This is a genomic window from Rhodococcus sp. JS3073 (assembly GCF_026810085.1).
GTDB lineage: Bacteria > Actinomycetota > Actinomycetes > Mycobacteriales > Mycobacteriaceae > Rhodococcus_F > Rhodococcus_F wratislaviensis.
In genome coordinates this window covers 5038862-5064798 of record NZ_CP113951.1, presented here as the reverse complement: position 1 = coordinate 5064798, position 25937 = coordinate 5038862, and the positions used below count along the sequence as shown (strand labels likewise).

The 25937-nt window shown below is 66.8% G+C and carries 26 protein-coding genes; 17 read left to right on the top strand and 9 right to left on the bottom strand.

The window, feature by feature from the left end:
• Window positions 1–54: 54 nt before the first annotated feature.
• Complete coding sequence (locus OYT95_RS22845; RefSeq protein ID WP_037229881.1) at window positions 55–1341, bottom strand: MFS transporter; 1287 nt, start codon at window positions 1339–1341, stop codon at window positions 55–57.
• Window positions 1342–1632: 291 nt separating this feature from the next.
• On the opposite strand from OYT95_RS22845, the gene OYT95_RS22840 reads away from it, so the two are divergent.
• Window positions 1633–2325 carry a GntR family transcriptional regulator gene (locus tag OYT95_RS22840; protein ID WP_081792293.1) on the top strand — a complete coding sequence of 231 codons (693 nt, stop codon included), beginning with the start codon at window positions 1633–1635 and terminating at the stop codon, window positions 2323–2325.
• A 29-nt stretch (window positions 2326–2354) separates the two neighbouring features.
• Here the strand turns inward: OYT95_RS22840 and OYT95_RS22835 are convergent, their stop codons facing one another.
• Complete coding sequence (locus OYT95_RS22835) at window positions 2355–3338, bottom strand: AraC family transcriptional regulator (RefSeq protein ID WP_268789175.1); 984 nt, start codon at window positions 3336–3338, stop codon at window positions 2355–2357.
• A 237-nt stretch (window positions 3339–3575) separates the two neighbouring features.
• Between OYT95_RS22835 and OYT95_RS22830 the strand changes: the two genes are divergently transcribed.
• The 5 genes from OYT95_RS22830 to OYT95_RS22810 all read left to right on the top strand — a co-directional run bounded on the left by OYT95_RS22830 (window position 3576) and on the right by OYT95_RS22810 (window position 10468).
• The gene (locus OYT95_RS22830; protein WP_052032999.1) at window positions 3576–3794 is read left to right on the top strand and encodes a hypothetical protein; all 219 of its coding nucleotides are present in this window, start codon (window positions 3576–3578) and stop codon (window positions 3792–3794) included.
• 14 nt (window positions 3795–3808) lie between these two features.
• A complete protein-coding gene (locus OYT95_RS22825; RefSeq protein WP_268789174.1) occupies window positions 3809–5848 on the top strand; it encodes a hydantoinase/oxoprolinase family protein in 2040 nt (679 codons plus the stop codon).
• A 4-nt stretch (window positions 5849–5852) separates the two neighbouring features.
• The gene (locus OYT95_RS22820; RefSeq protein ID WP_268789173.1) at window positions 5853–7814 is read left to right on the top strand and encodes a hydantoinase B/oxoprolinase family protein; all 1962 of its coding nucleotides are present in this window, start codon (window positions 5853–5855) and stop codon (window positions 7812–7814) included.
• A 51-nt stretch (window positions 7815–7865) separates the two neighbouring features.
• Entirely contained in the window at window positions 7866–8885 is a 1020-nt protein-coding gene (locus OYT95_RS22815) for a zinc-dependent alcohol dehydrogenase family protein (RefSeq protein ID WP_037229890.1), read from the top strand.
• Between the two features lie 92 nt (window positions 8886–8977).
• Entirely contained in the window at window positions 8978–10468 is a 1491-nt protein-coding gene (locus OYT95_RS22810) for an aldehyde dehydrogenase family protein (RefSeq protein ID WP_268789172.1), read from the top strand.
• Between the two features lie 42 nt (window positions 10469–10510).
• Here OYT95_RS22810 and OYT95_RS22805 read toward each other — a convergent pair whose 3' ends face one another.
• Complete coding sequence (locus tag OYT95_RS22805) at window positions 10511–11401, bottom strand: helix-turn-helix domain-containing protein (protein ID WP_268789171.1); 891 nt, start codon at window positions 11399–11401, stop codon at window positions 10511–10513.
• A gap of 239 nt (window positions 11402–11640) precedes the next feature.
• On the opposite strand from OYT95_RS22805, the gene OYT95_RS22800 reads away from it, so the two are divergent.
• The 6 genes from OYT95_RS22800 (at window position 11641) to OYT95_RS22775 (ending at window position 15450) form a co-directional block, all read left to right on the top strand.
• Window positions 11641–12417, top strand: a complete 777-nt coding sequence (locus tag OYT95_RS22800) for a carboxymuconolactone decarboxylase family protein (RefSeq protein WP_268789170.1) — start codon at window positions 11641–11643, stop codon at window positions 12415–12417.
• The gene (locus OYT95_RS22795; RefSeq protein ID WP_268789169.1) at window positions 12414–13259 is read left to right on the top strand and encodes an SDR family oxidoreductase; all 846 of its coding nucleotides are present in this window, start codon (window positions 12414–12416) and stop codon (window positions 13257–13259) included. The genes OYT95_RS22800 and OYT95_RS22795 overlap by 4 nt, the downstream gene beginning before the upstream one ends.
• 86 nt (window positions 13260–13345) lie before the next feature.
• Complete coding sequence (locus OYT95_RS22790; protein WP_268789167.1) at window positions 13346–14179, top strand: SDR family oxidoreductase; 834 nt, start codon at window positions 13346–13348, stop codon at window positions 14177–14179.
• A gap of 11 nt (window positions 14180–14190) precedes the next feature.
• Window positions 14191–14604, top strand: coding sequence for a (R)-mandelonitrile lyase (locus tag OYT95_RS22785; protein WP_037229899.1), 414 nt, complete (start codon window positions 14191–14193; stop codon window positions 14602–14604).
• A 38-nt stretch (window positions 14605–14642) separates the two neighbouring features.
• A complete protein-coding gene (locus tag OYT95_RS22780; protein WP_268789166.1) occupies window positions 14643–15077 on the top strand; it encodes an alcohol dehydrogenase catalytic domain-containing protein in 435 nt (144 codons plus the stop codon).
• Between the two features lie 19 nt (window positions 15078–15096).
• Window positions 15097–15450, top strand: coding sequence for a zinc-binding dehydrogenase (locus tag OYT95_RS22775; RefSeq protein WP_268789165.1), 354 nt, complete (start codon window positions 15097–15099; stop codon window positions 15448–15450).
• Window positions 15451–15496: 46 nt separating this feature from the next.
• Here the strand turns inward: OYT95_RS22775 and OYT95_RS22770 are convergent, their stop codons facing one another.
• The gene (locus tag OYT95_RS22770; RefSeq protein ID WP_442972520.1) at window positions 15497–15790 is read right to left on the bottom strand and encodes an ATP-binding protein; all 294 of its coding nucleotides are present in this window, start codon (window positions 15788–15790) and stop codon (window positions 15497–15499) included.
• Between the two features lie 407 nt (window positions 15791–16197).
• On the opposite strand from OYT95_RS22770, the gene OYT95_RS22765 reads away from it, so the two are divergent.
• Window positions 16198–17064 (top strand): helix-turn-helix domain-containing protein, encoded by an 867-nt coding sequence (locus tag OYT95_RS22765; protein ID WP_268789164.1) that lies wholly within the window; start codon window positions 16198–16200, stop codon window positions 17062–17064.
• A gap of 4 nt (window positions 17065–17068) precedes the next feature.
• Here OYT95_RS22765 and OYT95_RS22760 read toward each other — a convergent pair whose 3' ends face one another.
• Window positions 17069–17788 (bottom strand): nitroreductase, encoded by a 720-nt coding sequence (locus tag OYT95_RS22760; protein WP_268789163.1) that lies wholly within the window; start codon window positions 17786–17788, stop codon window positions 17069–17071.
• 63 nt (window positions 17789–17851) lie between these two features.
• Window positions 17852–19024: a CaiB/BaiF CoA transferase family protein gene (locus OYT95_RS22755; protein WP_268789162.1), complete on the bottom strand. Its 1173-nt coding sequence runs from the start codon at window positions 19022–19024 to the stop codon at window positions 17852–17854.
• Window positions 19025–19218: 194 nt separating this feature from the next.
• Between OYT95_RS22755 and OYT95_RS22750 the strand changes: the two genes are divergently transcribed.
• Together OYT95_RS22750 and OYT95_RS22745 are read left to right on the top strand one after the other, a co-directional pair.
• On the top strand, window positions 19219–19398 hold the full coding sequence (locus OYT95_RS22750) for a DUF2255 family protein (protein ID WP_268789160.1): 180 nt from the start codon (window positions 19219–19221) through the stop codon (window positions 19396–19398).
• A 23-nt stretch (window positions 19399–19421) separates the two neighbouring features.
• Window positions 19422–20561, top strand: a complete 1140-nt coding sequence (locus OYT95_RS22745) for a low temperature requirement protein A (RefSeq protein WP_128640925.1) — start codon at window positions 19422–19424, stop codon at window positions 20559–20561.
• A gap of 16 nt (window positions 20562–20577) precedes the next feature.
• Here OYT95_RS22745 and OYT95_RS22740 read toward each other — a convergent pair whose 3' ends face one another.
• Window positions 20578–21453, bottom strand: a complete 876-nt coding sequence (locus OYT95_RS22740) for a helix-turn-helix domain-containing protein (protein WP_128640924.1) — start codon at window positions 21451–21453, stop codon at window positions 20578–20580.
• A 179-nt stretch (window positions 21454–21632) separates the two neighbouring features.
• On the opposite strand from OYT95_RS22740, the gene OYT95_RS22735 reads away from it, so the two are divergent.
• The gene (locus OYT95_RS22735; protein ID WP_200887776.1) at window positions 21633–22559 is read left to right on the top strand and encodes an alpha/beta hydrolase; all 927 of its coding nucleotides are present in this window, start codon (window positions 21633–21635) and stop codon (window positions 22557–22559) included.
• A 38-nt stretch (window positions 22560–22597) separates the two neighbouring features.
• Window positions 22598–23524 (top strand): alpha/beta hydrolase, encoded by a 927-nt coding sequence (locus OYT95_RS22730; RefSeq protein ID WP_128640923.1) that lies wholly within the window; start codon window positions 22598–22600, stop codon window positions 23522–23524.
• A gap of 55 nt (window positions 23525–23579) precedes the next feature.
• Here OYT95_RS22730 and OYT95_RS22725 read toward each other — a convergent pair whose 3' ends face one another.
• Window positions 23580–24473: an HpcH/HpaI aldolase/citrate lyase family protein gene (locus OYT95_RS22725; RefSeq protein ID WP_268789159.1), complete on the bottom strand. Its 894-nt coding sequence runs from the start codon at window positions 24471–24473 to the stop codon at window positions 23580–23582.
• A gap of 34 nt (window positions 24474–24507) precedes the next feature.
• Complete coding sequence (locus tag OYT95_RS22720) at window positions 24508–25683, bottom strand: CaiB/BaiF CoA transferase family protein (RefSeq protein ID WP_268789158.1); 1176 nt, start codon at window positions 25681–25683, stop codon at window positions 24508–24510.
• Between the last annotated feature and the right edge of the window lie 254 nt (window positions 25684–25937).

The following is a 25937-nucleotide window of genomic DNA, read 5'->3' as shown; positions in this document are numbered from 1 at the left end:
GACGACCGCTCGACAGCGAAGGACCGCCCGGGAGGATCCCGGGCGGTCCTTCGGCTACTCGGGAGAGACGAGTGGGCGGGTTTCCACCCTCGACGCCTCGGTCTCGACGGCACGGGTGACGCGCATGAGGGCCGTCGCCACGACCGCCGCCAGCACGAGGGGCACGACGACTGCAAGGTACATCGCGCGCGGTGTCATCACGCTGAGTGCGTAACCCGCGATGATCGGCGACAGAATGGCTCCACCGCGCGCGACGCCCATCATCGCGCCGTATCCCTTGGCGCGTGCGAGCACGGGGTAAACCGCGGTCGAGGTCGAGGTGTACCCGGACATGGCGGCGTAGGTGCCGCCACCGAGCAACCCGGCCATCGCCAGTGCGAACGGGCCCTGGAGCGTGACCGCGAAACCCGCGATGGCCAGGGCGGACACGACGGAGGTGACGAGCGCGATCCGCGCCCCGGGGAATCGCAACCCGAATGCGCCGAACAAGCATCCCCCGACGACCGCACCGAAGCTGATCATGATCCCGGCGAGAGCGCCGCTGCCCGCGTCACCACTGGCGTTCTTGATGAGCTGTGGTGTCCAGGTGCTGACGAAGTAGTACCCGGCGGTGAGCATCGAGTACCCGAACGCCAGGAGCACGGTGCGAGATCGCAGTTCCCTGCCGAGCAGACGGGTCGCGTCCTGCGGTGCGGCGACTGCCGGATCGGGCTGCTCCTTCGCGCCTTTCCGCGCGAGGAAGTCCTCCGATTCCCGGAGGAACGCGGCAGTCACGACGAACGACAGGACCCCCAGCGCCGAGCCGATCCAGAACATGCCCTGCCATGCCCCGCCGGCCAGGGAGACGAGGCCCGCGCCGGCGAAGCCGGCGAGCGTCGTGCCGAGCGGGTAGCCGATCATGACCAGTCCGAGCGCCACACTTCGCCGATTGGGCGGGACAACCTCCTGACACAGGACGATGATGACGACGCTGATGGTCCCGATCGCGATGCCCGTGACGAACCGGGTCACGAGGAGCGTCTCGAAACCGGTCGAGAGCGCCGACGCCGCCAGCCCGACCGTGTTGGCGGCAAGGCCGGCCAACAGGACGCGCCGTCGGCCGATGACATCCGCGAAACGGGCGAGGCCGATCGCGCCCACCGCCATGCCGGCCAGCGCGGCGCTGATCAGATACCCCTTCTGCGGATTGGTAGCGAAACCGTCCGGTAGGTGCGGCATCGCGAAACCCATGACGAGGACGTCATAGCCGTCCAGCATGTTCAAGAACATGCAGAAGAGAACGGTGGCAATCTGATACGGGCGCAATCCTGCCCGCGCCGTCCCATCCTTCGTACCGGTCATCAGGTCCCTCTCACTCGACTCGTCGACGTGTCCGCGCGCATGTCCGGTAGGAACCACCGACCCGCCGCGGCGCATGCGATCTGGATCACAGTGACAGCAATATATGATGTGTTGTGGATTATGTCCATATGGACACGGTTCCCAGCGGTGGCTCGAGCATCGACTCATGGAACGGGGCGACGCCGCACGACAGCGGCCGGCAGATCGGCTCAACCGGGCGCTGCGGTCGCCGGGCGGGGCGCGAATGGTACATTATGTCGAGTCTCTGAATCCGGGAAGGTGCGACCGACGATGGCCCTGAATGACAGATCAAGGCGACAGCAACTTCCAGAGGAAGTTGCCTCGTACGTACGCGAGATGATCATTTCCGGCGAGGTGCGTGCAGGCGATTTCCTCCGCATCGAGCGGATCGCCGAAGCCGTGGGAGTCAGCACGACGCCCGTGCGAGAGGGACTCCTTGCGCTCCGGAGCGAAGGCTTCGTCGAGATGGTTCCCCGGCGCGGCTTCGTCGTGGCCCCGTTCACGAAGCAGGACGTGCGCGACCTCTTCTGGGCTCAGGCGCAACTGGCCGGTGAACTGGCCGCCCGGGCCGCGAAGAACATCACACCCCAGCAGATCGCCGAGCTCGAGGGAATCCTCCAGCAGCACCAGGACGCCATCACCAAGGGCGACACCGACCGTATCGCCTCCCTCGGTCACGCATTCCACCGCAAGATCAATCTGACCGCGGACTCTCCGCGCCTTGCCCGTCTCCTGGGCTCCGTCGTCGCGAATCTTCCGAACCGCTTCTACGCCACCATCGAGGGCCACATCACCACCACGCAAGAGGAGCATCCCGTCCTGCTCGAGGCCCTGCGGAAGCGTGCGGGCAAGCGAGCGAAGGCTCTCATGGAATCGCACATCCTGGACGGCGCAGATCACCTGATCGAGGAACTCGAGCAGCGCGGGCTGTGGGATGCCGACGACGAGGCGAACGCGGGCTGATTCGAAGCCTGCCGCGCCCGTCTCTTTTGTCAGCGCCGGGCGCGCTGCACAGTTTCCGAGGGTAGGAATCCGAACCGCGCTCGATACTGCTGAGCGAAGCGGCCGGGATGGAAGAACCCCCACCGCGCGGCGACGTCGGTGACAGATCCCGGTGCGCCGCAGATGAGTTCGCGATGCACCCGGTCGAGCCGGACGCCGCGCAGGTACGCGGTCGGCGACATTCCCACCACCTCCCGGAAACCCGCCTGCAGCGCGCGCTCGCTGACTCCGGCCATCGTCGCGAGATCGGCGGTGGTGATCTCGTCCTCCGGATGCCGGTCGACGTAGTCCACGATCTCGCGAATCTTGGATCGCCGGGTGTGGGCGGGCTTTCCGTGCAACTCCGGGGTGAGCTGACTCGGCACGGTCATCAGCAGTTGAGTCATGAGGGCCGACTCGAGCTCGTGGCAGGCCGCCGGAATCGTGGAGATGCCGTCCGGCCTGGAGAGCTCGGCATAGAGGAAACCGGCAGTCGCGACGAGCGCCTGCCCCGCGCTGGACGTCAGGTCGAATGTCAGGTCGAACCGGATCTCCTCCCCGATCGGGCGTCCGGCCAACTTCGCTGCATGTGCTTCGAGCGGATCCTTCGGCAATTTGATGTGGTACTGCCAGGAGTCCGCGCTCCACTGCACCAGCACGGGCGCCTGCGGACCGAACGCCACACCGGCTTCGCCGGCGACGAAGCTTCGCCGCACGCCACTCTGCTCCACGGTGCTCTCACCCGTCACCGGCAGATTGACGTGGTAACAGAGCCGCATCGGCGGCCCGGTCAGGGTCGCAGCGGCTCCGTACGACATCCGGCCGATCGTCAACCGCGGCGCAGGAGCGAGATCGAGTCGGAAATCGAGTTCTCGGCTGTTCGGAACGTGGACGTCGTGGCCCGCAAACGTCTCCGCGACCTGCGCGTGTGCGGTATCGAGATCCGCCGTGCGGAAGCTGAGCTGCCGGTCCGCGCCGGCGTGTCGGCGATGCACGCGCTGTTACCTCCTCCGACCGTCGTAGCCCGACGGCCTCGAACGGCTCGACTACGGATAATACATCATATTCACGAGTTTGTGCAGGTCGCGCACGTATGCCGACTTTCTTCGTGCGGAAAGTGGACGTCGGCCTTCGCCAGAAGGATTGTGACGCATATCCCATCGGACCTACCGTCGTGACGACCAGCGCATCCGCGTTGTGGCCGCCCCCGAACACATGGAGCTGTGCCCACCATGACCGAAGATCGCGACACCCCAACGACATTGGTTCTCGAACGAACCCCCGTAGACGGCAACTGCCCACGATGCGGCGCCGAGGAACTCCGCCGCTACCCCGTGGTGTCCGAGGGTGGCTGGTTCCAGGTCCTCAAATGTCAGAACTGCCTGCTGTCCCTGGACCGGTCACCGTGGTCCCGGCTCGGGCCGATCCAACTTCTCACCGACCTGCTCTAACGAAGGATTCCACGATGATTGCAGTCGATGTCGGCGGCACGTTCACCGACGTTGTCGCACTACGCGACGGACAGATCAAGACCGCGAAGGTCACCACCGACTACGCCGAGGTGTTCGGGCCGGTCCTCGAGGGTGCCGCGGCGCTCGGCGTGGAGGACGCCAGTGTGTTCAACCACGCGAGCACACACGGCCTGAACGCGGTGATCACTCGGCGGCTGCCCAAGATCGGTTTTCTCACGACCGAAGGGCACCGCGACATCCTCGACATGGGACGGGTGTGGCGTCCGGCGCACGCCATCCTGGACTCGCGCTGGCGGCGAAGCTTCGGTGACGCCGCGCGGCCGCTGGTTCAGCGGTACCTGCGGCGCGGCATCCACGAGAGGATCACCGCCGACGGCGGCGTGCTCTTCGAGCTGGACGAAGCCCAGGCCCGCACCGAACTGGAAGTGCTCCGAAGCTGCGGCGTCACCGGTGTCGCCATCTGCCTGATCAACGCCTACGTGAACCAGGCGCACGAGGTACGTCTCCGCGAGCTGGTCCGCGAGATTCTCGGCGACGTACCCTGCTCGATCTCCAGCGAGGTCTCCCCGCTCGCCAAGGAGTACGCCCGGGCGTCGACCACGGTGATCGACACGCTGATGAAGATCATCTACACCGACTACACGGCCAAATTGGAGAAGGGCCTCGCCGACCTCGGGTTCAGTGGTGAGCTCAACTTCGCCGACTGCGCGGCCACCCTCGTTCCGTCCGGTCGCGCGATGGAACTGCCCTTCCGCATCGTCTTCTCCGGTCCTGCTGCCGGCACCGTCGGGTGTGCCCACTTCGGCGGGCTGATCGGCGAGAACAACCTGCTCTGCGCGGACGTCGGCGGCACGTCCATCGACATCAGTGTGGTCACGGCGGGTGAGCCGTTCGTCAACACCAGCTTCGAACTCGAGCACGACCTCGTCGTGAACGCACTGGCGAACGACATCTCCAGTATCGGTGCCGGCGGCGGCAGCATCGTCGCGATCGGGCCTGCGGGCGAAATTCAGGTCGGCCCGGACAGCGCAGGATCCTCCCCCGGTCCCGCCTGCTACGGACGCGGCGGCACCCAGCCGACCACCACCGACACCTGCCTGATGATCGGGATCATCGATCCCGCCCGGTTCGCCGGCGGCGCGGTGAACCTCGATCCGGCACTGTCCCTGCAGGCGTTCGAGAATCTCGATTCGGAATTCACGCTGGCGCAGAAGGTCCGATACGCCTACGAAATGGCCGTCAACAACATGGCGGAGGGCGTGTTCAACGTCGCGATCAAGAACGGTGTGGACCCCCGCGACTACAGCCTCGTCGCTTTCGGCGCGGCCGGCCCGATGCTGTTGCCCGCGGTGCTCGACACGGTGCATTGCAAGCAGGTGATCGTGCCACCGAATCCGGGCTTGTTCTCGGCGTTGGGCCTGCTGTCCGCGGACCAGGTGTTCACTGCCAACCGCAGCGCCTACATGCTGCTCACGCCCGAGGCCGCCCCGGCGATCGACACGTTGTTCGGCGAGATGGAATCGCAACTGCGCGAAGGGCTCGACGAGGGTACCGGTGTGACGTTCCACCGCAGCATGGACGCCCACCTCGCCGGGCAGAGCTGGGAGACACCGTTCGTCCCGGTTCCGGACGGCGTCATCGACGCCGACGCGATCACCACCATGGTCCAGTCCTTCCACGACACCTACGAGAACCGGTCGGGCAACCGATTCGAATCGATGCCAGTCGAGGGCGTGACGTTCCGGGTGCGGGCGGTCCTCGACACCCAGAAGGTCGCCTACCCCGAGGTCCCGCAGCGCGGCGACGCCCCGCTGAAACCGGTCCGGACGACGGTCCTGCGCTACCTCGGCGACATCGACGCCGACGGCGAAGGAGCACAGACCGCCGACGTGTACGACCGCGACACACTGTGCGCCGGAGACGTAGTGGACGGCCCGGCGATCGTCGACGAAGGCCTGTCGACGACGCACATCGGCGCCACCCAGCGGGCGACCGTCGGCCGCTACGGCGAACTGATCATCCGGAGGAAGTGAACCCATGACCACTCTCGATACGTCCGCGGCGAATGCGGCCGACCAGGCTCGGCTGCGTGACATCTCGGACTCCCAGTTCACCGATGCCTACGGCTGCGACCGCTTCACGGCGGCAGTGATTCTCAATCGGCTGCGGTACGCGGTGGAACACATGTCCACCGGATTCATGCGTGAAGCCTTCTCCCCGATCATCCGCGACTGGTACGACTTCGCGTGCACCATCAGCGGTCCGCCCGATCACAACTATCCGATGGCCGTCGTCAGCAACAGCCTCGTGGTCTTCCTCGGCACACTCGGCGACGCCGTGCGCAACACAGTCGAGGAGTTCGGACCCGAAAACCTGTCCCCGGGCGACGTACTCATCTGCAACGACCCCTACCGCGGCGGAACCCACGTCAACGACGTCTGTTTCATCCGCCCGGTCTTCGTCGACGGCACGATCGTCTCGTTCGTGAACATGCGCGCCCACCAACTCGACATGGGCGGCACCGTGCCGGGCGGATTCTCCGCCACGAAGGCGAACGTGTACGAGAACGGTCTCGTCATCCCGCCGATGCTGCTGTGGTCCAAGGACGAACCGGTCCGCTCGACGTTCAGTTTGATCTTCGACAACACGCGGTGGGGTGGGATGCTGCTACCCGACTTCAAGAGCATCTACCAGCAGCTGAAGCTGGGCGAGCAGCTCGTGCTCGAGAACATCGCACGCTACGGTCTCGACGCCTATCTGGGAACGCTGACCTACGCCTGCGACACGTCGGCGGAACGTATGCGCGACGCGATCGCACTCGTGCCGGACGGCGACTACGAGGGATCGGCCGTGATCGACGCCGACGGTGTCGACGACAGCATCGACTACACGGTCAAGGTGACCCTGCGTAAACGTGGCCGGGACATCGAGGTGGACCTGTCGGGCACCTCTCCGCAAGCACGCACCTGCATCAACTGCGGTGTGCTCGACACCAAGACGGCCGTCGGCGTCGCTCTGACGATGCTGTTGGACCCCGAGGTTCCGTTCACGTCCGGGACCTGGCGCAACATCGACCTCGCCACCCCGCCGGGCACGCTGGTCTCGTCGCTGCCACCCGACGGCGGAATCATGATGTTCTGGGAAGCATCCGGCGCGGTCGTGTCCGCAGTCTTCGATGCGCTCAATCCGGCACTCGGCGAGAAGGGTGTGGCGGGCGACTACGGTTCCACCAACACCCACAACGCCTCCGGCGTGACCGCCGACGGAACGCCGTGGACCAGTGCCACCCAGTGCGGCGGTGAGCACGGCCCCTGGGGTGCCACGAAAGAGGGCGACGGTGACAGCTACACCGTCCTGTTCTTCCTCAACAATCTCGACCCCGCCACCGAAACCATCGAGCACGATTCCCCCGTCGTGATGCTCCGCAAGGAACACGCGATCGACACCGGCGGTCCCGGCACGTTCCGCGGGGGCGCGGCCAACCTCAAGGACACGCTCTGGCTGAGCGAGGGCAACCACTACTTGTCGCCGTTCCGCACGAAGGTCCCGAGTGGAGTCGGCGCCAACGGCGGCGAACCGGGGCCGAACGGCGCCATCTGGATCTTCCCGCCGGAGGACGACGCGGTCGATCGGCCGCGGATGATCGGCACGTCCCCGGAGGTCTACAGCGACAGCGTCCCTGTCGCCGGGGTGCTCGACCCCGAGACGAAGGCCCTGGATCCGGACGCCGGCGTCTACCACTACTTCGCCAGTCAGCAAGTGTGGCAGACGAAGACCGGGTCCATCCTGCGGTGCCTCACCAACGGCGGCGGCGGTTGGGGCGACCCGTACGTCCGCGAGCCCGAACGTGTGCTGGCCGATGTCCGCAACGAGTACGTCAGCGTGGCGGGCGCGGCTCGGGACTACGGCGTCGTCGTGATCGGCGACCCACGGTCCGATCCCGAGGGACTGCGCATCGATGTGGAGGCCACGGCGGCGCTCCGAAACCGGCCGAGCTGAGTGCGCGCGGACGGAGTAGTCGCTCTACCTGATACGAGGAGGAAGAAGACAATGCAGGGAATCACGTTTCCGGGGGATGGCCGAGTCGTTCTCAAGGAGTTCCCGGCACCCCAACCGGGGCCGGGAGAAGTAGTCGTCCGGATGCGGGCGTCCGGGATGTGCGGAAGCGATCTCCATTTCTACCGGGGCGCAGTGTCTTTCGGAGGGAGCGCCGACACCATCCAGGGTCACGAGCCCTGCGGTGACGTCCACGCTGTCGGGGAGGGGGTGGCGCCCGACACGGCTTCCGTCGGCGACCGCGTCATGATCCACCATTACTGGGGTTGCGACGTGTGCGAGCAGTGTCGCTCCGGTTGGCCGCAGATGTGCGACCGCGGGAACGCCCAGACGATGAGCATCACCACCCACGGCGGTCACGCGCCGTACGCTGTCGTGCCTGCCAGGACTCTCCTGCCGCTTCCCGACGGCCTCAGCTACAAGGCGGGCGCCGCGATCGGCTGCGGCACCGGGACGGCGTGGGGAGGTCTCATGCGGCTGGGCGACATCGGCGGTAAAACGCTGGTCGTCTTCGGGCAGGGCCCGGTCGGACTGTCCGGGACCATGCTCGCCTCGGCACTCGGAGCCCGGGTCATCGCGGTGGACGTCAACAATTCGAGACTGGAACGCGCACGCGCGTTCGGCGCGAGTGAGGTCGTCAACTCGGCCGAGGTGGACCTGTCCACGACGATCGCCGATCTCGCCGGCCGGCGGGGCGTGGAGCTGATCCTGGAAACCTCCGGAGTAGCCGGCGCCGACGCGCTGAGCATCCTCGGCAAGTGGGGACGGGCCTGCTTCATCGGACTCCCCGGGGAGGTGCACTTCCGGACCGAGGAACAGTACAAGAAGCAGTGGACGATCATGACGTCCTGGACGATGTCCACGATCCAGCAGCGGCGCTGCGCCGAGTTCGTCGTCGAGCACGGACTCCCGATCGACGACCTCTACACCCACAGCTGGTCGCTGGACCAGGCCGCCGAGGCGTACGAGTGGTTCGACAAGCAATCCGACGGCAAGGGCGTCTTCGAATTCTGACGCCCGCTCAGGTCACCGAATCAACGACATCCCTCGGCCGGACCGGCCGACCACTACCGTTTCGGCCCGCGGCCCGGACGGGAGGAGAACGAATGCTGACACAAGACGAAAAACCGTTTGCAGTACCGGATTTCATCCAAGGGTCGAAGAAGAACCTGATCGGCGGCAAGTGGATCGAGGCGGCATCCGGCCGGCAGATCGACACCGTCAACCCGGCGACGGGGCAGGTGCTCTGCCGTATCGCCGGGGGTGACGCGACGGACGTCGACCGTGCCGTCTCGGCGGCCCGCCAAGCCTTCGAGGGCGAATGGAGTCGATGGACGCCGCATCAGCGCCGCAAGCTGATACTGAAGATCCACGACATCGTCCTCGATCACTTCGACGAACTGGCGCTGATCGAGACGCTGGACATGGGGGCGCCGCTGTCGCGGACCACAGGCCTGGCCGAGTGGACCTCGCAGGTTCTGCAGTTCTTCGCTTCTCAGTGCGATGCCGCGACCGTGGCGGCACCCCCGAACTCGCTTCCCGGGGACTTCCTCACGCTGAAGTCGCTCGCCCCCGTCGGCGTGGTCGGTGGGATCATCCCCTGGAACGGCCCCTTGATCGGCCTGTGGTGGATCTTCGGCCCGGCACTCGCCACCGGGTGCACCGCCGTTCTCAAGCCTGCCGAGGATGCCTCACTGTCGGTGCTGCGAGTCGCCGAGCTGATGATGGAAGCCGGTGTGCCCGACGGTGTGATCAACGTCGTGACAGGATATGGCGCCGATGCGGGCCAGGCTCTGGCCGAACATCGGGACGTCGACCGGATCGCGTTCACCGGATCGATCGGCACCGCGCAGACCATCGTCCGCGCGTCGGCAGGCAACCTCAAGCGTCTGCAACTGGAGCTGGGCGGCAAGTCGCCCGACATCGTCTTCGCCGATGCCGATCTGGACAAGGCCGTGCCCGGCGCCGCCATGGGTGTGTTCACCAACAGCGGCCAGGTCTGCGTTGCAGGCACGCGGATCTTCGTTCAACGTTCGATCCACGACGAGTTCGTCGAGCGCATGACCGAGTTCACGAAGACCATCCGCGTGGGAGACGGGCTCGACCCGAATACCAAGTTGGGGCCATTGATTTCAGAGCGACAACTCGAACGGGTCATGCATTACATCGACCTCGGCGGCGGCGAAGGTGCGCAGCTGGCGAGCGGTGGCAACCGCCTCGGCGGCGAACTCGCATCGGGTTACTTCGTCGAGCCGACCGTCTTCTCCGGCGCGTCCAACGACATGACCATCGCCAGAGAGGAGATCTTCGGGCCGGTCGCCTCGGTGATCCCGTTCGACGACATGGACGACGCGCTGCAACTCGCGAACGACACACCGTTCGGGCTCGCGGGCGGTGTGTGGACCCGCAGTCTGTCCACCGCGCACAAGGCCTCGCAGAACATCAAGGCCGGAACGATCTGGGTCAACTGCTACGGCGTCCTCGACCCGGCCATCGGCTTCGGCGGCACCAAGATGAGCGGTTACGGCTGGAAGGGAGCCCGCGAACACGTGGAGGGTTACCTGTACCCGAAGGCCGTCTACATCAATCTCGACTAGGAGAACCCCTGAGCGCCGCCCGGATTTCGGTCCGGGCGGCGCTCACTGCTTTTGTCCGTGGTGGGTGGCGAGTTCGCCGGCTTCTTCGAGGGTCGCGGCCCAGGTGGCGAGGAGTGTGAGGCCGTCGGCGGCGGGACTGTCCTTCGGTGCGGTGTACACGAGGAGGATGAGGCCGGGATGCGCAGGGAACTCCATCGCCTCGAAGTTCAGCTCGAGGCTTCCGACGGCAGGATGGCGGACCTTCTTGTACCCGGTTCGGTGGAACCGGACGTTGTGTGCCGCCCACCGGGCCCGAAAAACCTCACTGCGGGTGGATAGTTCGCCGATCAGCTCGATGAGTTGTTTGTCGTGAGGGTTGCGGCCGGCCTCGGAACGAAGCATGGCGGCGATGTCGTCGGCGGCGCGGTCCCAGTCGACGTAGAAGTCGCGCGCGGCCGGGTCGAGGTAGACGAACCGGGCGTTGTTCGCCGGCCGACGCGGGTCGGCGAGCACCGGCGCATACAGAGCACGGGCCAACCGGTTGGCGGCAAGCATGTCGTGGCGGGCGTTGCGTACCCAGGCGGGTGCGTCGGTGATCGCGTCGAGGACCAGCTGCACGCCGGCCGTGACCCCCGAGGTCTTCGAGCGGCGCTGCCGGACTGGTCCAGGTTCGGCGGCCCGGGCGAGGTCGAACAGGTGTGTGCGCTCGGCCTCGTCCAATTGCAGTGCGCGGGCGAGGCCGTCCAGGACGCTGTCGGAGGCGCCGGCGAGGTTGCCGCGTTCCATCCGCACGTAGTAGTCGATGCTGACGCCGGCGAGCAGGGCCACTTCCTCTCGGCGCAGCCCAGGAACCCGCCGGTTGCCGCCGTATGCGGGCAATCCGGCCTGTTCGGGGTTGATCCGCGCCCTCCGGGACGTGAGGAACTCCCGCACCTGTGCTCGCTGGTCGTCCATGAGTTCCACGGTATGCGGACCGGCACGGCGGAGGGAGGTACTGCGGTTACCTGGAAGAGCAGTGACTCCCGAGAGTGCCCAATCGCGCGTTTACTCGAATTGTGACCACCTCGCACGACCGACCGCCGGTCGCGGCACAGCCGCGGCGATCCTGGCGACAGCCCTGATCGGCCACCGCTGACGAACGCCGCGCTCGGGTGCGGAATCGAGTACGACGAACCCCTGGAAGAGAGTTGGACATGGCGATCACCGAAGCTGCCCGGAACAATCATGCCGAGTTGTTTCCGGGACACATCTCGACATTGCTGCAGACGGATCCGGAGCTCATCGAGGTGTTCGACAACTTCGCATTCGACGAGGTGCGGCAGTACGGCGGCCTGAACACCCGTACGCGTTTGATGGTGCAACTCGCCTCGACGATCGCGAGCCAGGCACTTGCCGAGTACCGGGTCATGCTGGGGGCAGCCCTCACCGTCGGAGTGAGCCCTGTCGACGCCAAAGAGGTTGTGTATCAGGCGGTCCCGTACGTCGGCATGTCGAAAGTCTTCGACTTTCTCCACGCGACGAACGACGTGCTCACCGAGCGTGGCATCAGCCTCCCCCTGGAAGGCCGAGCGACGACGACGGCCGAGGACCGGTTGGCGAAGGGTCTCGCCAAGCAGAAGGAGATCGTCGGCGCAGACGCCGTTGACGGGATGTACGAAACGGCAGCACCGGACGAGCTCCACATCCAGCGCTACCTGTCGGCGAACTGCTTCGGTGACTACGTCACACGCAGTGGTCTGGACACGCCGACCCGTGAGTTGCTCACGTTCGCGATGCTGGTCTCCCTCGGTGGTTGCGAACCGCAGGTCAAGGGGCACACGATGGCGAATCTCCGCGTCGGGAACACCCGGGCCGACCTACTCGCCGTCCTCACCCACCTACTGCCGTTCATCGGCTACCCGCGCACGCTCAACGCCCTGCGCGTGCTGAACGAGTCCGCACCCGCCGCCGACCCTTCGACGCAGTCATGACCGAACGCACCTGGTTGATCACCGGCGTCAGCAGTGGCTTCGGCCGCCACCTCACCGAGCAACTGCTCGAACGCGGCGACCGTGTGGTCGGCACCATCCGCCGACCGGAGTCCGTCGACGACCTGACCAGCCGGCATCCGGACCTGTTCCGGGCCGAGGTGCTCGACGTCCGTGACACCCCGGCATTGCGCGCAGCCGTGACGCGAATTGTCGCGGACTTCGGCAGGATCGACGTGGCGGTGAGCAACGCCGGATACGGCCTGTTCGGGGCCGCGGAAGAACTCACCGACGAACAGATCGACGACATGATCGCCACCAACCTCACCGGGTCCATCCAGTTCATCCGTGCCGTGCTCCCGCACATGCGGGCTGCCGGCGGAGGCCGGATCGTCCAGCTCTCGACGTACGGCGGACAGGTCGCGTTCCCCGGCAACTCGATGTACCACGCCACCAAGTGGGGAATCGAAGGCTTCGTGGAATCGGTGGCGCAGGAGGTGGCGCCATTCGGCATCGGCATGACGCTCGTCGAACCCGGTGGCGCGCGCACCGAGTTCCGCTACCGCGGCGCCCAGATCGCCGAACCGATTCCGGAGTACGACGCGACACCCGCGCACAACTTCCGGACGATGCTCGACCCCGCCGCCGGCCTGGCGCCCGGAGACCCGGCACGAATGGCCGCGCGCATCATCGAAAGCGTGGATGCGGAACCGGCACCGCTGCGCCTCATGCTCGGCTCGCAGGCACTCGAGTCCACCCTCGCGGTACTCCGCAAACGCGTCGCCGACTTCGAAGCCCAAACCGAACTCGGCGCCTCCACCGACTTCCCTCCGGAAGCCGACTGACGACTGCATCCATGAACGGCGCGCCCCCAGGTGCTGCTGAAACAACTGACAGTCACCACGACCGAAGAATCGAGAGACACATACTTATGAGCAAGGTCATTCTGGTCACCGGCGCAGGCCGAGGGCTCGGCACCGACATCGCCCGCACGGCCCTCGCGGCGGGCCATCAGGTCATCGCCACCGGCCGTCGCCCCGAAAAAGTGCAGGAACTGCTGGGTGAGAGCGACAACCTGCTGGCCGCCGCCCTGGACATCACCAACCCCGCCGACGCGGAAGCCGTGGTCGCCGCCGCGGTGGAGCGGTTCGGCCGGATCGACGTGCTGATCAACAACGCCGCCACCTTTCAAGCCGGCTACTTCGAGGAAATCTCCGACGCCGCGATGCGTGCGCAGGTGGAGACGAACCTGTTCGGCCCCATGAACGTCACCCGCGCCGTCCTTCCCCAGATGCGCAAGCAGCGGTCGGGGCACATCATGACCGTCTCGTCACTGGCTGGGATCATCGGCCAGGAATTCTGCGTCGCCTACGCCACCACGAAGTTCGGTGTCGAGGGCTGGATGGAGTCGCTGAGCTTCGACCTCGAACCGTTCGGCATCAGGACCACGATCGTCGAGCCCGGGTTCTTCCGCACCGAACTCCTCGAAGAGGCGTCCACCACCTGGGCCGACCAGTCGATCGACGACTACGCCGAGCGCACCACCCAGACCAAGGCGGCCTGGCAGTCGATGAACGGGCAGCAGACCGGCGACCCGCTCAAGCTCGCCCAGGCACTGGTCAAGGTGGCAGAGCTGGATGAGCCGCCGCTGCGGTTCGTCGCCGGCTCCGACGCGATCCCCGCCGTCATCGACAAGGGACGTCAGATCAGCGATCAGGCCGAGGCCTCCCGCGAACTCGGCTTCGACCTCGACATCACCAAGTAGAGAGAAACACGATGGAGTTCATCACCCCCGTCCCCACGGGCAAAGGCCCGGCCGAGTCGTTCACCGGCGACGTCTGGTTCGACGTCATCTATGCCGGGAAGGAACCGTCCCGGGCGCGCACGAACATGGTTCGTTTCTCGCCGGGGGCCCGCACGTTCTGGCATCACCACGTCCTCGGGCAGACCCTGCACGTCGTGAGCGGGACCGCGCTCGTCGGCACCCGCGACGGTGTCGTCTTCGCAGCCCAGCCCGGGGAGACCGTCACCTGCCCTGCCGGTGAAGAGCACTGGCACGGCGCCACCGACGACCGGTTCATGGAACACCTGGCCATCTGGGAAGGCGACGGGTCCAGCACGCCGGAGACGACCTGGCTCGAGGAGGTCACCGACGAGCAATACCACGCGCCGCGCACCCGCCGTTCCTGACAACCGTGCCCGACTCGTTCCCGGAGGAGAGACCACACATGACTGACACGATGCGTGCCCTCGTCGGCGGGATCGGCCCGGAATGGGTCCTCGGGGAGGTCCCCGTCCCGCGGCCCGGGCCCGGCGAGGTCCTGATCCGGAACCGGGCCGCGGCGACCAACAACGCCGACATCCCGATGCTCGCCGAGGCCGATCCCACCCACGGTGGTCACGGCAAGGAGTTCATCGCCGGGTTCGAGTACGCCGGCGAGGTTGCCGCACTCGGCGAGGGCGTAGATACCTGGCAGGTCGGTGACCCGGTGATGGGGTCGATCCCGTCGGCCTTCGCCGAGTACGTGGTCGACGACCACCGGTTCGTCCTGCCCCGCCCGGAGGGACTCGACCCCCCGATCGCCTGTGCGCTGCCGACCGGCCTGCTGACCGTCACGGTGCGCTCACCACCGCCGGGTTCACGGCCGGGCAGAGCGTGCTGATCACCGGTGCGCCGACGTCGTGCTCGACAACATCGCCGGGCAAACCTTCGCCCAGTGCCTGCCCGCCACCGCCGAGGACGGTCACGTGGTCAACATCGGACGCCTCGACGGCGCCGAGTCGACGATCAACCTCGACCATCTGTCCTACCGTCACCTCAACGTCCACGGCGTGTCCTTCGGATTCACCCGCGACTGGGAGATGGCCGACATCATCGCCGGCCTCCTGCCCGACGTCATCCCCGCCGTCGCGCGTGGTGAGATCCGACCCGTGATCGGCCGGGCCGCGGACATCACCGACTTCCAGCAGGCAGCCGGCCGGCTCCGCTCCGGTGAGGCGGTCGGCAAAATCGTCCTCACCCTCGCCTCGGCGTGAGGACGCCGGCCGGTTCCCCGTCGCGACGGTGACGCCTACCTTCCTGTTAGCTGCGCGTGACCGCGGACGTCCGGAGGCGCTGATGGGTGACAGTGGCAGTGCCGGAGGGTTCGATCGCAGGTATCCGAACGCGGAACGTCGTGTCGGCCTGAGTCGACTCGACACTCGCCTGACTGTGATGCGCGTCGACGATCGACGAGACGATTGCCAGCCCGAGGCCGGTGCTGTCGGTCTCGCGGGACCGGGCCTTGTCGCCCCGAACGAAACGCTGAAACAGAGTCTTCAGCAGATCCGGCGCGATTCCAGGCCCGTTGTCGGTGATCGTCAATTCGGCCGTCACCACATCCCTGTCGTAGCGAGAGGAAGTGAAGTACAGAACTTACGTGGGTGCTGCATCCAGATAGGTTGTAACAACCAGGATCAGGAAGACAATCGCGAAGATGATCGCCCCCTTCCGGGTGATCAGCGGTTACGCCTTGGAGGCGGTGGCGCGGTCGTCGAGTGCGCTCACGCTCCGGGAGGTTGCCCTGCCGTACATGGAGGACCTGCGGTCGTCGTGCGGGCCCCGACAAGTTCCGCATGTGCGTGCCGTACTCGATGCATCCGATGGACGCACGTGGTCGACAAGATGATTCCCGACGTGCTGTACCTGGACAAGGTGGACGACGTCGTCGCCTCCCTGCTCCTGCCGCTGACACCGGACACCTGACCCTTCCCGGCGGCCGGGTCTGTTCCTACTGTGGATCCATGGACATCGCCAAGGACGTCAAAGAGTTCTTGATGACCCGGCGGGCGAGGATCACCCCGGAGCAAGTGGGCCTGCCACCCGGCCGGCGACGCCGGGTGCCGGGCCTGCGGCGTGAGGAGGTCGCCCAGTTGGCCGGGGTCAGCATCGAGTACTACACCCAGATCGAACGCGGGAACGTCGCCGGGGTCTCCGACGACGTCCTATACGCCGTCGCCCGCGCACTGCGACTCTCCGAGGAAGAAACGGCGCACCTGTTCGACCTCGTGCGGGCCGCCGGCACCTCGACGGGCGCCGCGCGGTCTCCGCGGGCCGACCGGAAGATCCCCGACGGCGTGCAGGCGCTGATCGACGGCATGGTCGATTCGCCGGCGGTCGTGCTGAACGGGCACCTCGACATCGTTGCCGCCAATCCGCTCGGACGCACGCTGTACGCGCCGGTCTTCGCGGGGGCGACGGGAGTGCCGAACCTCGTCCGATTCATCTTCTTCGACCCGCACGCCGACGACGTGTTCCCGGAGTGGAATACCGCGGCAGACGACGCCGTGGCCCTGCTGCGAGTGGAGGCCGCACACTCGCCCCACTCCGCCGTCGTCACCGGGCTCGTGGGCGAACTCGCCGCTCGGAGCGAGGAATTCCGCACCCGCTGGGACGCCCACAACGTGAAGGCGCATCGGCACGGCGTCAAACAGTTCCGGCATCCGGAGGTCGGTGACCTGTCTCTGACCTACAACGTATTCGACATCACCGGCGCGGACGGACTGTCCCTCGTCGGTTACACCGCGGAACCGCAGTCGACGTCCGAGCAGGCTCTGCGACTGCTCGCGATCGTGACCGCAACCGATACACCCTCCACGGCAACCGAATAGGGCGCTACCGGTCCTGCCAGGTGACGACCTCGTCGAGCGTCGCGCGTGCCGTCCGGTAGCTATTCGCTGGGTGGTCGAGGTCGGCGTAGCCGAAGGAGATCCCGACGAGGATTTTGCGGTCGTCCGAGATGCCGAAATGCTCACGGATGAAGGGAGACTGGCTCGCAAGGGCGGCCTGCGGGATCGTGGCGATCCCCAGGCTCCGCGCCGCCAGCAAGAGGGTGCCGAGGTAGAGGCCGGAATCCACCGCGCCGTACACGCCCTGCTCGGCGTCGGTCGTGATGATCGCGACGTGCGGAGCGCCGAACAGGCGGAAGTTCTCGAACGACTGGCGTGCGGACGCGGCGCGGTCACCGCGTTCGACTCCCACGGCCTGGTACAGCTGCCACCCGCTCGCCCGGCGCCGGTCGCGGTAGACCCCGCGGTACTCCGCAGGCGGATCGAATTCGAAGGCGGCACCGTGTTGCTGCGCGTACTCCGCGAGACCGTCGCGGAATCGCTCGGTTGCCGCACCGCCGGTCACGATGACCTGCCAGGGCTGCGTGTTGCACCACGACGCGGACCGCTGCGCCAGCGTGAACATGCGCTCTATGAGCGGGCGCGGAACCTCGCGCGGCTCGAACGCGCGGCAACTCCACCGTGTCGACAGCAGGTTCTCGAGCACGGTGGACGCATCGTCGACCGGACTCACCGCGATTCTTTCGGTCGATACATCGGCAGACATCGATTACTCACCCATCGTCGTTCGAATGCGGAACACGTGCCCCCGGTCGGGGCACGATCAGGCTCAGGGTTCGACGAACAGAACGTCCGCCTGCACCAGGTCGTCGATCTGCTCGGCGGAGTACACCTCCGCGGCGACGTCGCGGCTGTCGGCGCCGACCCGCGGCGCGGTGCCCGCCCGATCGGGGCGTTCGCCCGCGAAGCGCCACGGCGGGCGGATGAGCGCCAGTCCGTCCTGCTGCCGTTCGACCAATTCGAGCCATTCCACCTGCTCGTGCTCGACGAATCCGGTCATCGACAGCACTGGGGCGAACGGCACGTCCGCAGCGGCGAGGGCGTCCTCCCAGTGCTGTAGCGACTGCTGCTCGAACTCGGCTTCGACGATCTTGGCCAGCTCGTGGTAGTTCGACTCCCGGGGGCGGTATTCGGCGAAGCGGGGATCCTCGGTGAGATCCGTCCGGTTCATCGCCGTGCACAGCGAGCGCCAGAATTTCTGCGAGGACGACAGGTGGACCGCCAGATACTCGCCGGTGGCGGTCTTGACGCAGAAGTTCTGCGCCTGCGGATGCCTACTCTGCCTGCTCGGGTCGTATCCCAGTTCGAAGGACTGCGTGATCCCATCGGTCGCCAGAACGCTGACGGCCTCCATGATCGACGTCTCCACATGTTGCGGTGAGCCGGTGCGCAGCCGTCCGACCAGCGCCGCGAGGACGCCCGTCGCCGTACTCAGTCCGGTGATCAGATCCGCGCTCAGCCCGCCGGCCAGCTGGGGCCGGGCGTCGTCACCGAACAGGGAGTAGAGACCGCCGAACGCATGCCCGATCGTGTCGTAGGCGGGGCGGCTCGCCAGCGGACCACCCGAGCCGAACCCGGTCACCGACCCGTAGACGAGGTCGGATCGCAGCGCGCGGCACTCGTCCGGCCCGAGGCCCATCGCCGCCAGCTTGCCCGGCCGCAGGTTCTCGAGGACCACGTCGAAGTGCGGCACGAGGGCCTTGACCAGCGCGACGCCTTCGGGACGTTTCAGGTCGATCGACAGGCTCCGCTTTCCGGTGTTGTATTGGCGGAAGTAGGGGCTGCCGTCGTTCTGGTGGCGACGGAAGTCCTCCCCCACGACGGGCTTCTCCACCTTCACGACCTCTGCGCCGAGAGCGCACAGGATCGACGTGGCGAACGGAAGGGCGATGTAACCCCCGATCTCCAGGATGCGGATCCCGTCGAGCGGCTTGTGCTGCATGGGTGTGCCTCCGTGAGTTCAAGTAACAATATAATACATTATCCGTGGATCGCGCTCTGTCAAGGCGGGACCCACCTCACCCTGCCGGCCGCGGCAGTCTCGCGGGAGTCCCTGGCTACAGGGGTACCAGCAGCCTCTCCTTCTAGCGCCGAACCGCCTCGACCTCGGATCACGGAGATCGCCGACAGCACGAGATGACGACATGGCATGGCACAGCGACCAACTCGACCCTGCACCCGGCCAACGACCCCGCGACGAACGCCGCAGTCGAGACGGCGTACAAGGCCAAGTACTGCAGCCAGCCCGCCGCGCTGGATCCGATGGTCGCGAACACCGCCGCCGAAACGACTGTCCGCCTCGACGCCGCCGGATAGGATTCGGACGCCGAGGAGGATCCATGATGGTCAGGCAAGCACGCAGCACCCACCGTGAGGTCTCGCCGCTCGAGCTGTTCTTCGACCTGGTGTTCGTGCTGGCGATCGGTCAGCTCACGCACCATCTCGTCGACCACCTGACCTGGCACGGCGCCGCCGAAACCCTCGTGGCACTCGTCGCGGTGTGCGGGGTCTGGGCGTTCACCACGTTCGAGGTCACCCTCCTCGACATCGAACGCACGGCCACCCGGGCCGTGACGATCACGGTGATGGGCCTCGGCCTGTTCATGAACGCCGGCATCGGGCACGCCTTCGACGAAAGCCCTTGGCTCTTCGTCGTTCCCATGCTGCTGGCGCTGATCGGCCCCGCCGTCTACGCGGCGGCCACCGCCCCGACGCCCAGCCTCCGCACGCACTTCCTGCATGTACTGATCTGGTTCGCGGTCTCGGCGCCGTTCTGGGTGGCCGGCGCAGCACTCGACCCGAAGTGGCGCCTGTGGCTGTGGGCGGTGGCCGCGCTCGTCGACCTCGTCGGCACCTGGAGCGCGCACCCGCTGCCGGGCGGACGCACACAGACGCAGCAACTTCCGTTCGATGCGGAGCACATGCTCGAGCGGATGCGACTGTTCCTCATCATCCTGCTGGGCGAGACGGTCCTCACCCTGGGACGCGTGATTGCCGCCCATCATTCCGATGCACTGACGCTTGCGCTGGCGGCGGGGTGCTTCGTCGCGCTCGTCTGCCTGTGGGCCGTCTACTTCGGGCGCGCCGAACAACTCGTGGAAAGTCATATCGCCGCCACAGAGAACCCCATCCGAGCCGTGCACATCGGGATCAACGTGATCTACGGCGTCGTCACCGGACTCGTCATGTTCGCCGCGGGCAGCGAGTTGGTGCTCGCCCATGCCGGCGACGACCGGGCGGGGGTCGGCGGCGTTCTGATGCTCGCAGGTCCGGCGATCTACCTGCTCTCGCACGCAATCTACTTCCGGCTCACCACCCACACCGGCTGGGTTCCGCGCGCCGTCGGCGCCGCCGTGCTCGGATCGGCCGCCGTCGCGGCGTACTGGCTGCCGTCCTACGCCGTCGTCCTCGCACTGGTCCTCATACTCCTCGCGGTGGCCGTGACCCTCACCCGGGACGCGTCACCGAGCGAATCCTGAACGCCGTTGCCCTCCTTCACGAATTCCATGAAGGCTGATGCGCCGAGCTGTCGGTGGCGATCCAGCTGGACAGCAGGCGGAGAGCCTCCTCGGAGGAGGAACCCGGCGACGCGGTGAATCCGTACAGGGTGAGACCGGCCGCGCTGGCCACCTCGAGCGCTTCGAAACGCAGCGTCAGGTCACCGACGACCGGATGATGGAACCGCTTCGTTCCGCGCCGGTGCGCCTTGATGTCGTGAGCCGCCCAGCGAGTGCGGAACTCGTCGCTGCGGGTAGCGAGCTCGCCGACGAGACCGGTGACCGCCGCCGAGTACGGCGACCGCGCCGCCTCCACCCGCAGCATCGCGACGGCGTCGTCGGCCGCGTTGGTCCAGTCGGGGAATGTTTCGTCGGCGCGGCGGTCGAGGAAGATGAACCGGGCCAGGTTGGGCGCGCCGTCCACGCGGTCGTACACGTCGGCGTACAGCGCGCGACCGAGCGCATTGGCGCCCACGATGTCGAGAAGACCGTTCTGCACGACGGCGGGGGCCGTGATCATCGCATCGACGAGCGCTTGGACCGGCTCCGGCATCTCGACGCGCGCCTTGGCGGGCTTACGCCTGCGGGGCTTCGTGGCCGCGGCGCGGGCAAGGGTGAACAGATGCTTCGTCTCCTCGTCGTCGAGTCGCAGCGCGGTCGCGATGGCGTCCAGCACCTCGTCGGACACGCCCGCGACACCACCCCGTTCGATCTGTACGTAATACTCGGCGCTCACTCCGGCGAGCAGTGCGACCTCCTCGCGACGTAACCCGGCGACCCGACGTCGGCCGCCGGCGGGCAGGCCCACCTGGTCGGGCGTGATGCGTGCGCGACGGGTCGTCAGGAAGTCCTTGATCTCCTTGGCGATCTCCATACCTGCAGCCTAGGGACCTCCGACAGCCCGAGGGAGAGGCTGCCGGTACCCCCGATAACCGGCCTCTGGTACAGCCCCGCGCGTCGCAGCAGAGTGATGAGTGCGGGTCGAGGACATCGTCCACGACGCAATGAGATTCAGACCGCCGGGTTCCGGCGGAGACGAAGGGAGATCAATTCATGGCCACCGAGAGGATCGAGACCGTCAGCGTCAAGACCCCGTACTGGGACATCGCGGCGGACATCTACTACCCGCCCGGATTCGACGAGACGAAGAAGTACCCGGCCATCATCAGCGCGCACCCCATCGGCAGCTGCAAGGAGCAGACGTCCGGCAACGTGTACGGCACCGCCCTCGCCGACGCCGGCTACGTCGTCATCGCATTCGACGCCAGCTACCAGGGCGCCAGCGGCGGCGAACCCCGATTCATCGAAGACCCGGCGCAACGAGTCGAGGACTTCGGCTTCGTCGTCGACCACCTCGTCACCCTCCCCTACGTCGACGCCGACCGGATCGGCGTGCTCGGCATCTGCGGCGGCGGCGGGTACTCCATCGCCGCCGCGAAGACCGACCGACGCATCAAAGTCGTCGGCAGCGTCGTCGGCGTCAACTTCGGCCACCTCCTGCACGAGGCGTTCAGTGCATACGACCCGATCGCAACATTGGACGCGATCGCGGCGCAGCGCACCGCCGAGGCCCGCGGCGCCGAACCGAACGTCGAGAACCTGCTGCCGCCCACCGTGGACGCGGCGGCCGGGACGGGACTCGACGTCGTCGAGGCCACCGACTACTACAAGACACCCCGCGGGGAGAAGCCGAACGGCGCCACCCGCAGCCTGATCTCACGACGAGCAGCGGGATACGGGTGGGACGCCTTCACCCACGCCGAAGTACTCCTCACCCAGCCGCTGTGCGTCGTCGTCGGCGACAAGCCCGGTGCGTTCGGTTCCTACCGTGACGGCCTCGAGATCTACCGCCGCGCCCGCTCCGAGAAGAAGCAACTCGTGGTGGCCGAAGGCTTCTCGCACTACGACCTGTACGACCAGCCCGAGCCCGTCACGATCGCCCTCGACGCCCTGATCCCGTTCTACGACACCAACCTCTGACCACCCGCGACAACACCCCATCAGAAGGAGACACACCAATGGACAGCATCACTTTCCCGAACGGCCCGATCGCCATGGCCGGCAACCTGTTTCTGCCCGACAACTTCGATCCGCAGAACAGCTACGCCGCCGTCGTCACCGTGCACCCGGGCGGCGGTGTGAAGGAGCAGACCGCGGGCCTGTACGCCGCGAAGCTCGCCGAGGAAGGCTTCGTGGCACTGGCCTACGACGCCTCGTTCCAGGGCGAGAGCGGCGGCGACCCACACCACCTCGAGGACCCGGCAGCGCGAGTCGAGGACGTCCGCGCGGCCGTCGACTTCCTGCAGAGCCTGGACTACGTGGACGCCGAGCGAATCGGTGTTCTCGGTGTCTGCGCCGGCGGTGGGTACGCCGTGAACGCGGCCCTGACCGACTACCGGATCAAGGCTGTCACCACCGTCAGCGCCGTGAACATCGGCACCTCGTTCCGACGCGGCTGGTACGGAACCGACTCCGACGCGGCCGCGGTGCCCACACTGCAGGCAGTCGCGCAGCAGCGGACCGCCGAGGCCCAGGGCGCCGACCCGGCATACATCCCGTACGTTCCGGAACAGCCGGACGAGAGCACTCCGCGCGACCTGGTCGAGGCGCACGACTACTACCTCACCCCGCGTGCGCAGCACCCGAACGCGAAGAACAAGCAGCTGTTCACCAAGAGCATCTCGCGGATCTTCACGTTCGACGCGTTCCACCTGGTCGAGGACATGTTCACGGCACCGTTGCTGATCGTCGCGGGCAGTGAAGCCGGTTCGCTGTGGATGTCCACCGAATTGCACAGCCGGGTGCGCAGCCCCAAGAAGCTGGTAGTCGTCGACGGCGGCGCCCACATGGACTTCTACGACGTGCCGAAGTACGTCGACCACGCCGTGGCCGAGGCGACCCCGTTCTTCCGGGAGAACCTCGCAGCTCGCCCAGTCGAGAACTGACACCACGACCGAAGCCCCGCATCCTGCCGGATGCGGGGCTCTTCGGTCGATCCGCTCAGGCGTGGGCCATGACTGCTTCGGCCTGCGCGATGATGCCCTCGGCGGTCTTCACGTGCGCGATGTCGATGTGCTGGCCCTCGAAGTCGACGGCCGCGCTGCCGGCCGCCTCGGCCACCTTGAACGCCTCGATCATGCGACGGTAGAAGTCGACCTGCTCGGGGGACGGCGTGAACACGTCGTTGGCGACGGCGATGTGCGAGGGGTGAATGCACACCATGCCGCGGTAGCCGAGCTGCTTGTTGTCCAGACAGAACTGCCGGGCACCGTCGAGGTCCTTGATGTCCTGCCACACGCCGGCGACGGGGTGGTGCAGGCCGGCCGCGCGGGCTGCGAGGACGATGCGGCTCCGCAGGTACAGCGTCTCCAGGCCGGCCGGGGTGAATTCGAAACCCAGCTCGCGGCCCACGTCCGCGCTCGGTCCGGTGGCACCCAGCAGGCTGGAGATGCGAGGGGTGGCTGCGGCGATCTCTTCGCAATGCGCCATCGAGACCGCGGTCTCGTAGCTCACGATGAGTCCCACGCTGCCCGCCTCGAGCCCCTGCCGGGCCTCGATGTGCGACACCACCGCGTCGATCCGCACGAGTTCCTCGGCGTCGAAGACCTTGGGCAGGAACAGTCCGGTCAGCCCGGGCCGGATCACCGCTTCGAGGTCACTGCCCTGGATCCCGGTCACGAACGCATTGGGCCGAACCCACACGTCGGCGCGAACACCCTCGGCGTGCAAACGGTCGATGGTGGCGGCGGTGACGCCACGCGCCTCGTCCTTGTCCGCGACGGGAACCGAGTCTTCCAGGTCGAGGATCAGGGCGTCGGCGCCGGAGGCCAGACCCTTGTCGGCCCAGGAAGGCTTGTGGCCCGGCACGAACAGCATGGAACGGTACGGATTCATGAACACTCCTCAGTGATATGCGAATTCGAAAGAATCAGGACTCGTCGGCGTAGAGGACGCCGGACGCGAGCAGCTCGTCGATCTTCTCGGCGGGGAGCACCTCGCCCGCGACCGATCGGGTGTCGGCGCCGACCTTGGGAGCACGGTCACCGCGGTCCGGGCGCTCGCCGTCGAACGTCCACGGCGGCCGGATGAGGGCCAGGCCGTCGGGTTGCCACTCGACCAGCTTCAGGTGCTCGACCTGCTCGTGCTCGAGGTAGCCGGTCATCGACAGGACGGGCGCGAACGGCACGTCGGCCTCGGTGAGGACCTTCTCCCAGTGGTCCTTCGACTGCTTGGCGAACTCCGCCTCGACGATCGGCACCAGCTCGAAGTAGTTCGACTCCCGCGGGCGGTACTCGGCGAACCGGGGGTCCTCGGCCAGGTCCATGCGGTCCATCGCGCGACACAGCGACTGCCAGAACTTCTGCGACGAGGACAGGTGGACCGCCAGGTACTCGCCGGTCGACGTCGGGACGCAGAAGTTCTGCGCCTGCGGATGGCGGCTCGTGCGGGCCGGATTGTCGCCGAGTTCGAAGGACTGCGTGATGCCGTCGATGGTCAGCGCGCTGACGGCCTCCATGATCGACGTCTCCATCCGCTGCGGCTGCCCCGTCTTCAGCCGCCCGACGAGGGCCGCGAGGACGCCGGTTGCGGTGCTCAGACCGGTGACGAGGTCCGCGCTCAGGCCACCGGCCAGCTGCGGGTGGTCTCCGTCGCTGAACAGCGAGTACAGACCGCCGAAGGCGTGGCCGATCGTGTCGTAGGCGGGACGGTTGGCCAGCGGACCACCGGCGCCGAATCCGGTGACGGACCCGTACACGATGTCGGGGCGCAGGGCGCGGCAGTCCTCGGGGCCGAGTCCCATGGCCGCGACCTTGCCTGGGCGCAGGTTCTCGAGCACCACGTCGAAGTGCGGCACCAGCGCCTTGACCAGCGCGACGCCCTCCTCCGACTTCAGGTCGACCGACAGACTGCGCTTGCCGGTGTTGTACTGCCGGAAGTAGGGGCTGGCGTCGTTCTGATGGCGCCGGAAATCTTCACCGACCACAGGGCGTTCGACTTTGACCACTTCGGCGCCGAGGGCGCACAGCATCGACGTCCCGAACGGGAGCGCGATATATCCCCCGATCTCGAGGATCCGAATACCGTCGAGCGGCTTGTGCTGCATGTTGCCTCGCCTTCGTCTCCACAAAATATTATATATCGTTTTCAGTGAGGTCAAGCCCCGTCGAACCCGGGGTACCCCGCCGAGACGACTCCCAGTCGGGGCGATCACGGTAGGCACTTCCACGGAGCTATGCAACATTATATACTTTGCATGGTGCAGCTCACATATCGAGCAGAAGGCTCCGCCCCACCAGGCCGGACACGTCGGTCCCGCCTGCGATCCGGACCACTTCCACCCCTTATCGACCAGCGAAG

Excerpts from the sequence above, each read along its gene's own strand:
- OYT95_RS22845 (WP_037229881.1), bottom strand. The coding sequence starts at position 1,341 with ATGACCGGTACGAAGGATGGGACGGCGCGGGCAGGATTGCGCCCGTAT.
- OYT95_RS22840 (WP_081792293.1), top strand. The coding sequence starts at position 1,633 with ATGGCCCTGAATGACAGATCAAGGCGACAGCAACTTCCAGAGGAAGTT.
- OYT95_RS22830 (WP_052032999.1), top strand. The coding sequence starts at position 3,576 with ATGACCGAAGATCGCGACACCCCAACGACATTGGTTCTCGAACGAACC.
- OYT95_RS22825 (WP_268789174.1), top strand. The coding sequence starts at position 3,809 with ATGATTGCAGTCGATGTCGGCGGCACGTTCACCGACGTTGTCGCACTA.
- OYT95_RS22820 (WP_268789173.1), top strand. The coding sequence starts at position 5,853 with ATGACCACTCTCGATACGTCCGCGGCGAATGCGGCCGACCAGGCTCGG.
- OYT95_RS22815 (WP_037229890.1), top strand. The coding sequence starts at position 7,866 with ATGCAGGGAATCACGTTTCCGGGGGATGGCCGAGTCGTTCTCAAGGAG.
- OYT95_RS22810 (WP_268789172.1), top strand. The coding sequence starts at position 8,978 with ATGCTGACACAAGACGAAAAACCGTTTGCAGTACCGGATTTCATCCAA.
- OYT95_RS22805 (WP_268789171.1), bottom strand. The coding sequence starts at position 11,401 with ATGGACGACCAGCGAGCACAGGTGCGGGAGTTCCTCACGTCCCGGAGG.
- OYT95_RS22800 (WP_268789170.1), top strand. The coding sequence starts at position 11,641 with ATGGCGATCACCGAAGCTGCCCGGAACAATCATGCCGAGTTGTTTCCG.
- OYT95_RS22795 (WP_268789169.1), top strand. The coding sequence starts at position 12,414 with ATGACCGAACGCACCTGGTTGATCACCGGCGTCAGCAGTGGCTTCGGC.
- OYT95_RS22790 (WP_268789167.1), top strand. The coding sequence starts at position 13,346 with ATGAGCAAGGTCATTCTGGTCACCGGCGCAGGCCGAGGGCTCGGCACC.
- OYT95_RS22785 (WP_037229899.1), top strand. The coding sequence starts at position 14,191 with ATGGAGTTCATCACCCCCGTCCCCACGGGCAAAGGCCCGGCCGAGTCG.
- OYT95_RS22780 (WP_268789166.1), top strand. The coding sequence starts at position 14,643 with ATGACTGACACGATGCGTGCCCTCGTCGGCGGGATCGGCCCGGAATGG.
- OYT95_RS22765 (WP_268789164.1), top strand. The coding sequence starts at position 16,198 with ATGGACATCGCCAAGGACGTCAAAGAGTTCTTGATGACCCGGCGGGCG.
- OYT95_RS22760 (WP_268789163.1), bottom strand. The coding sequence starts at position 17,788 with ATGTCTGCCGATGTATCGACCGAAAGAATCGCGGTGAGTCCGGTCGAC.
- OYT95_RS22755 (WP_268789162.1), bottom strand. The coding sequence starts at position 19,024 with ATGCAGCACAAGCCGCTCGACGGGATCCGCATCCTGGAGATCGGGGGT.
- OYT95_RS22750 (WP_268789160.1), top strand. The coding sequence starts at position 19,219 with ATGACGACATGGCATGGCACAGCGACCAACTCGACCCTGCACCCGGCC.
- OYT95_RS22745 (WP_128640925.1), top strand. The coding sequence starts at position 19,422 with ATGATGGTCAGGCAAGCACGCAGCACCCACCGTGAGGTCTCGCCGCTC.
- OYT95_RS22740 (WP_128640924.1), bottom strand. The coding sequence starts at position 21,453 with ATGGAGATCGCCAAGGAGATCAAGGACTTCCTGACGACCCGTCGCGCA.
- OYT95_RS22735 (WP_200887776.1), top strand. The coding sequence starts at position 21,633 with ATGGCCACCGAGAGGATCGAGACCGTCAGCGTCAAGACCCCGTACTGG.
- OYT95_RS22730 (WP_128640923.1), top strand. The coding sequence starts at position 22,598 with ATGGACAGCATCACTTTCCCGAACGGCCCGATCGCCATGGCCGGCAAC.
- OYT95_RS22725 (WP_268789159.1), bottom strand. The coding sequence starts at position 24,473 with ATGAATCCGTACCGTTCCATGCTGTTCGTGCCGGGCCACAAGCCTTCC.
- OYT95_RS22720 (WP_268789158.1), bottom strand. The coding sequence starts at position 25,683 with ATGCAGCACAAGCCGCTCGACGGTATTCGGATCCTCGAGATCGGGGGA.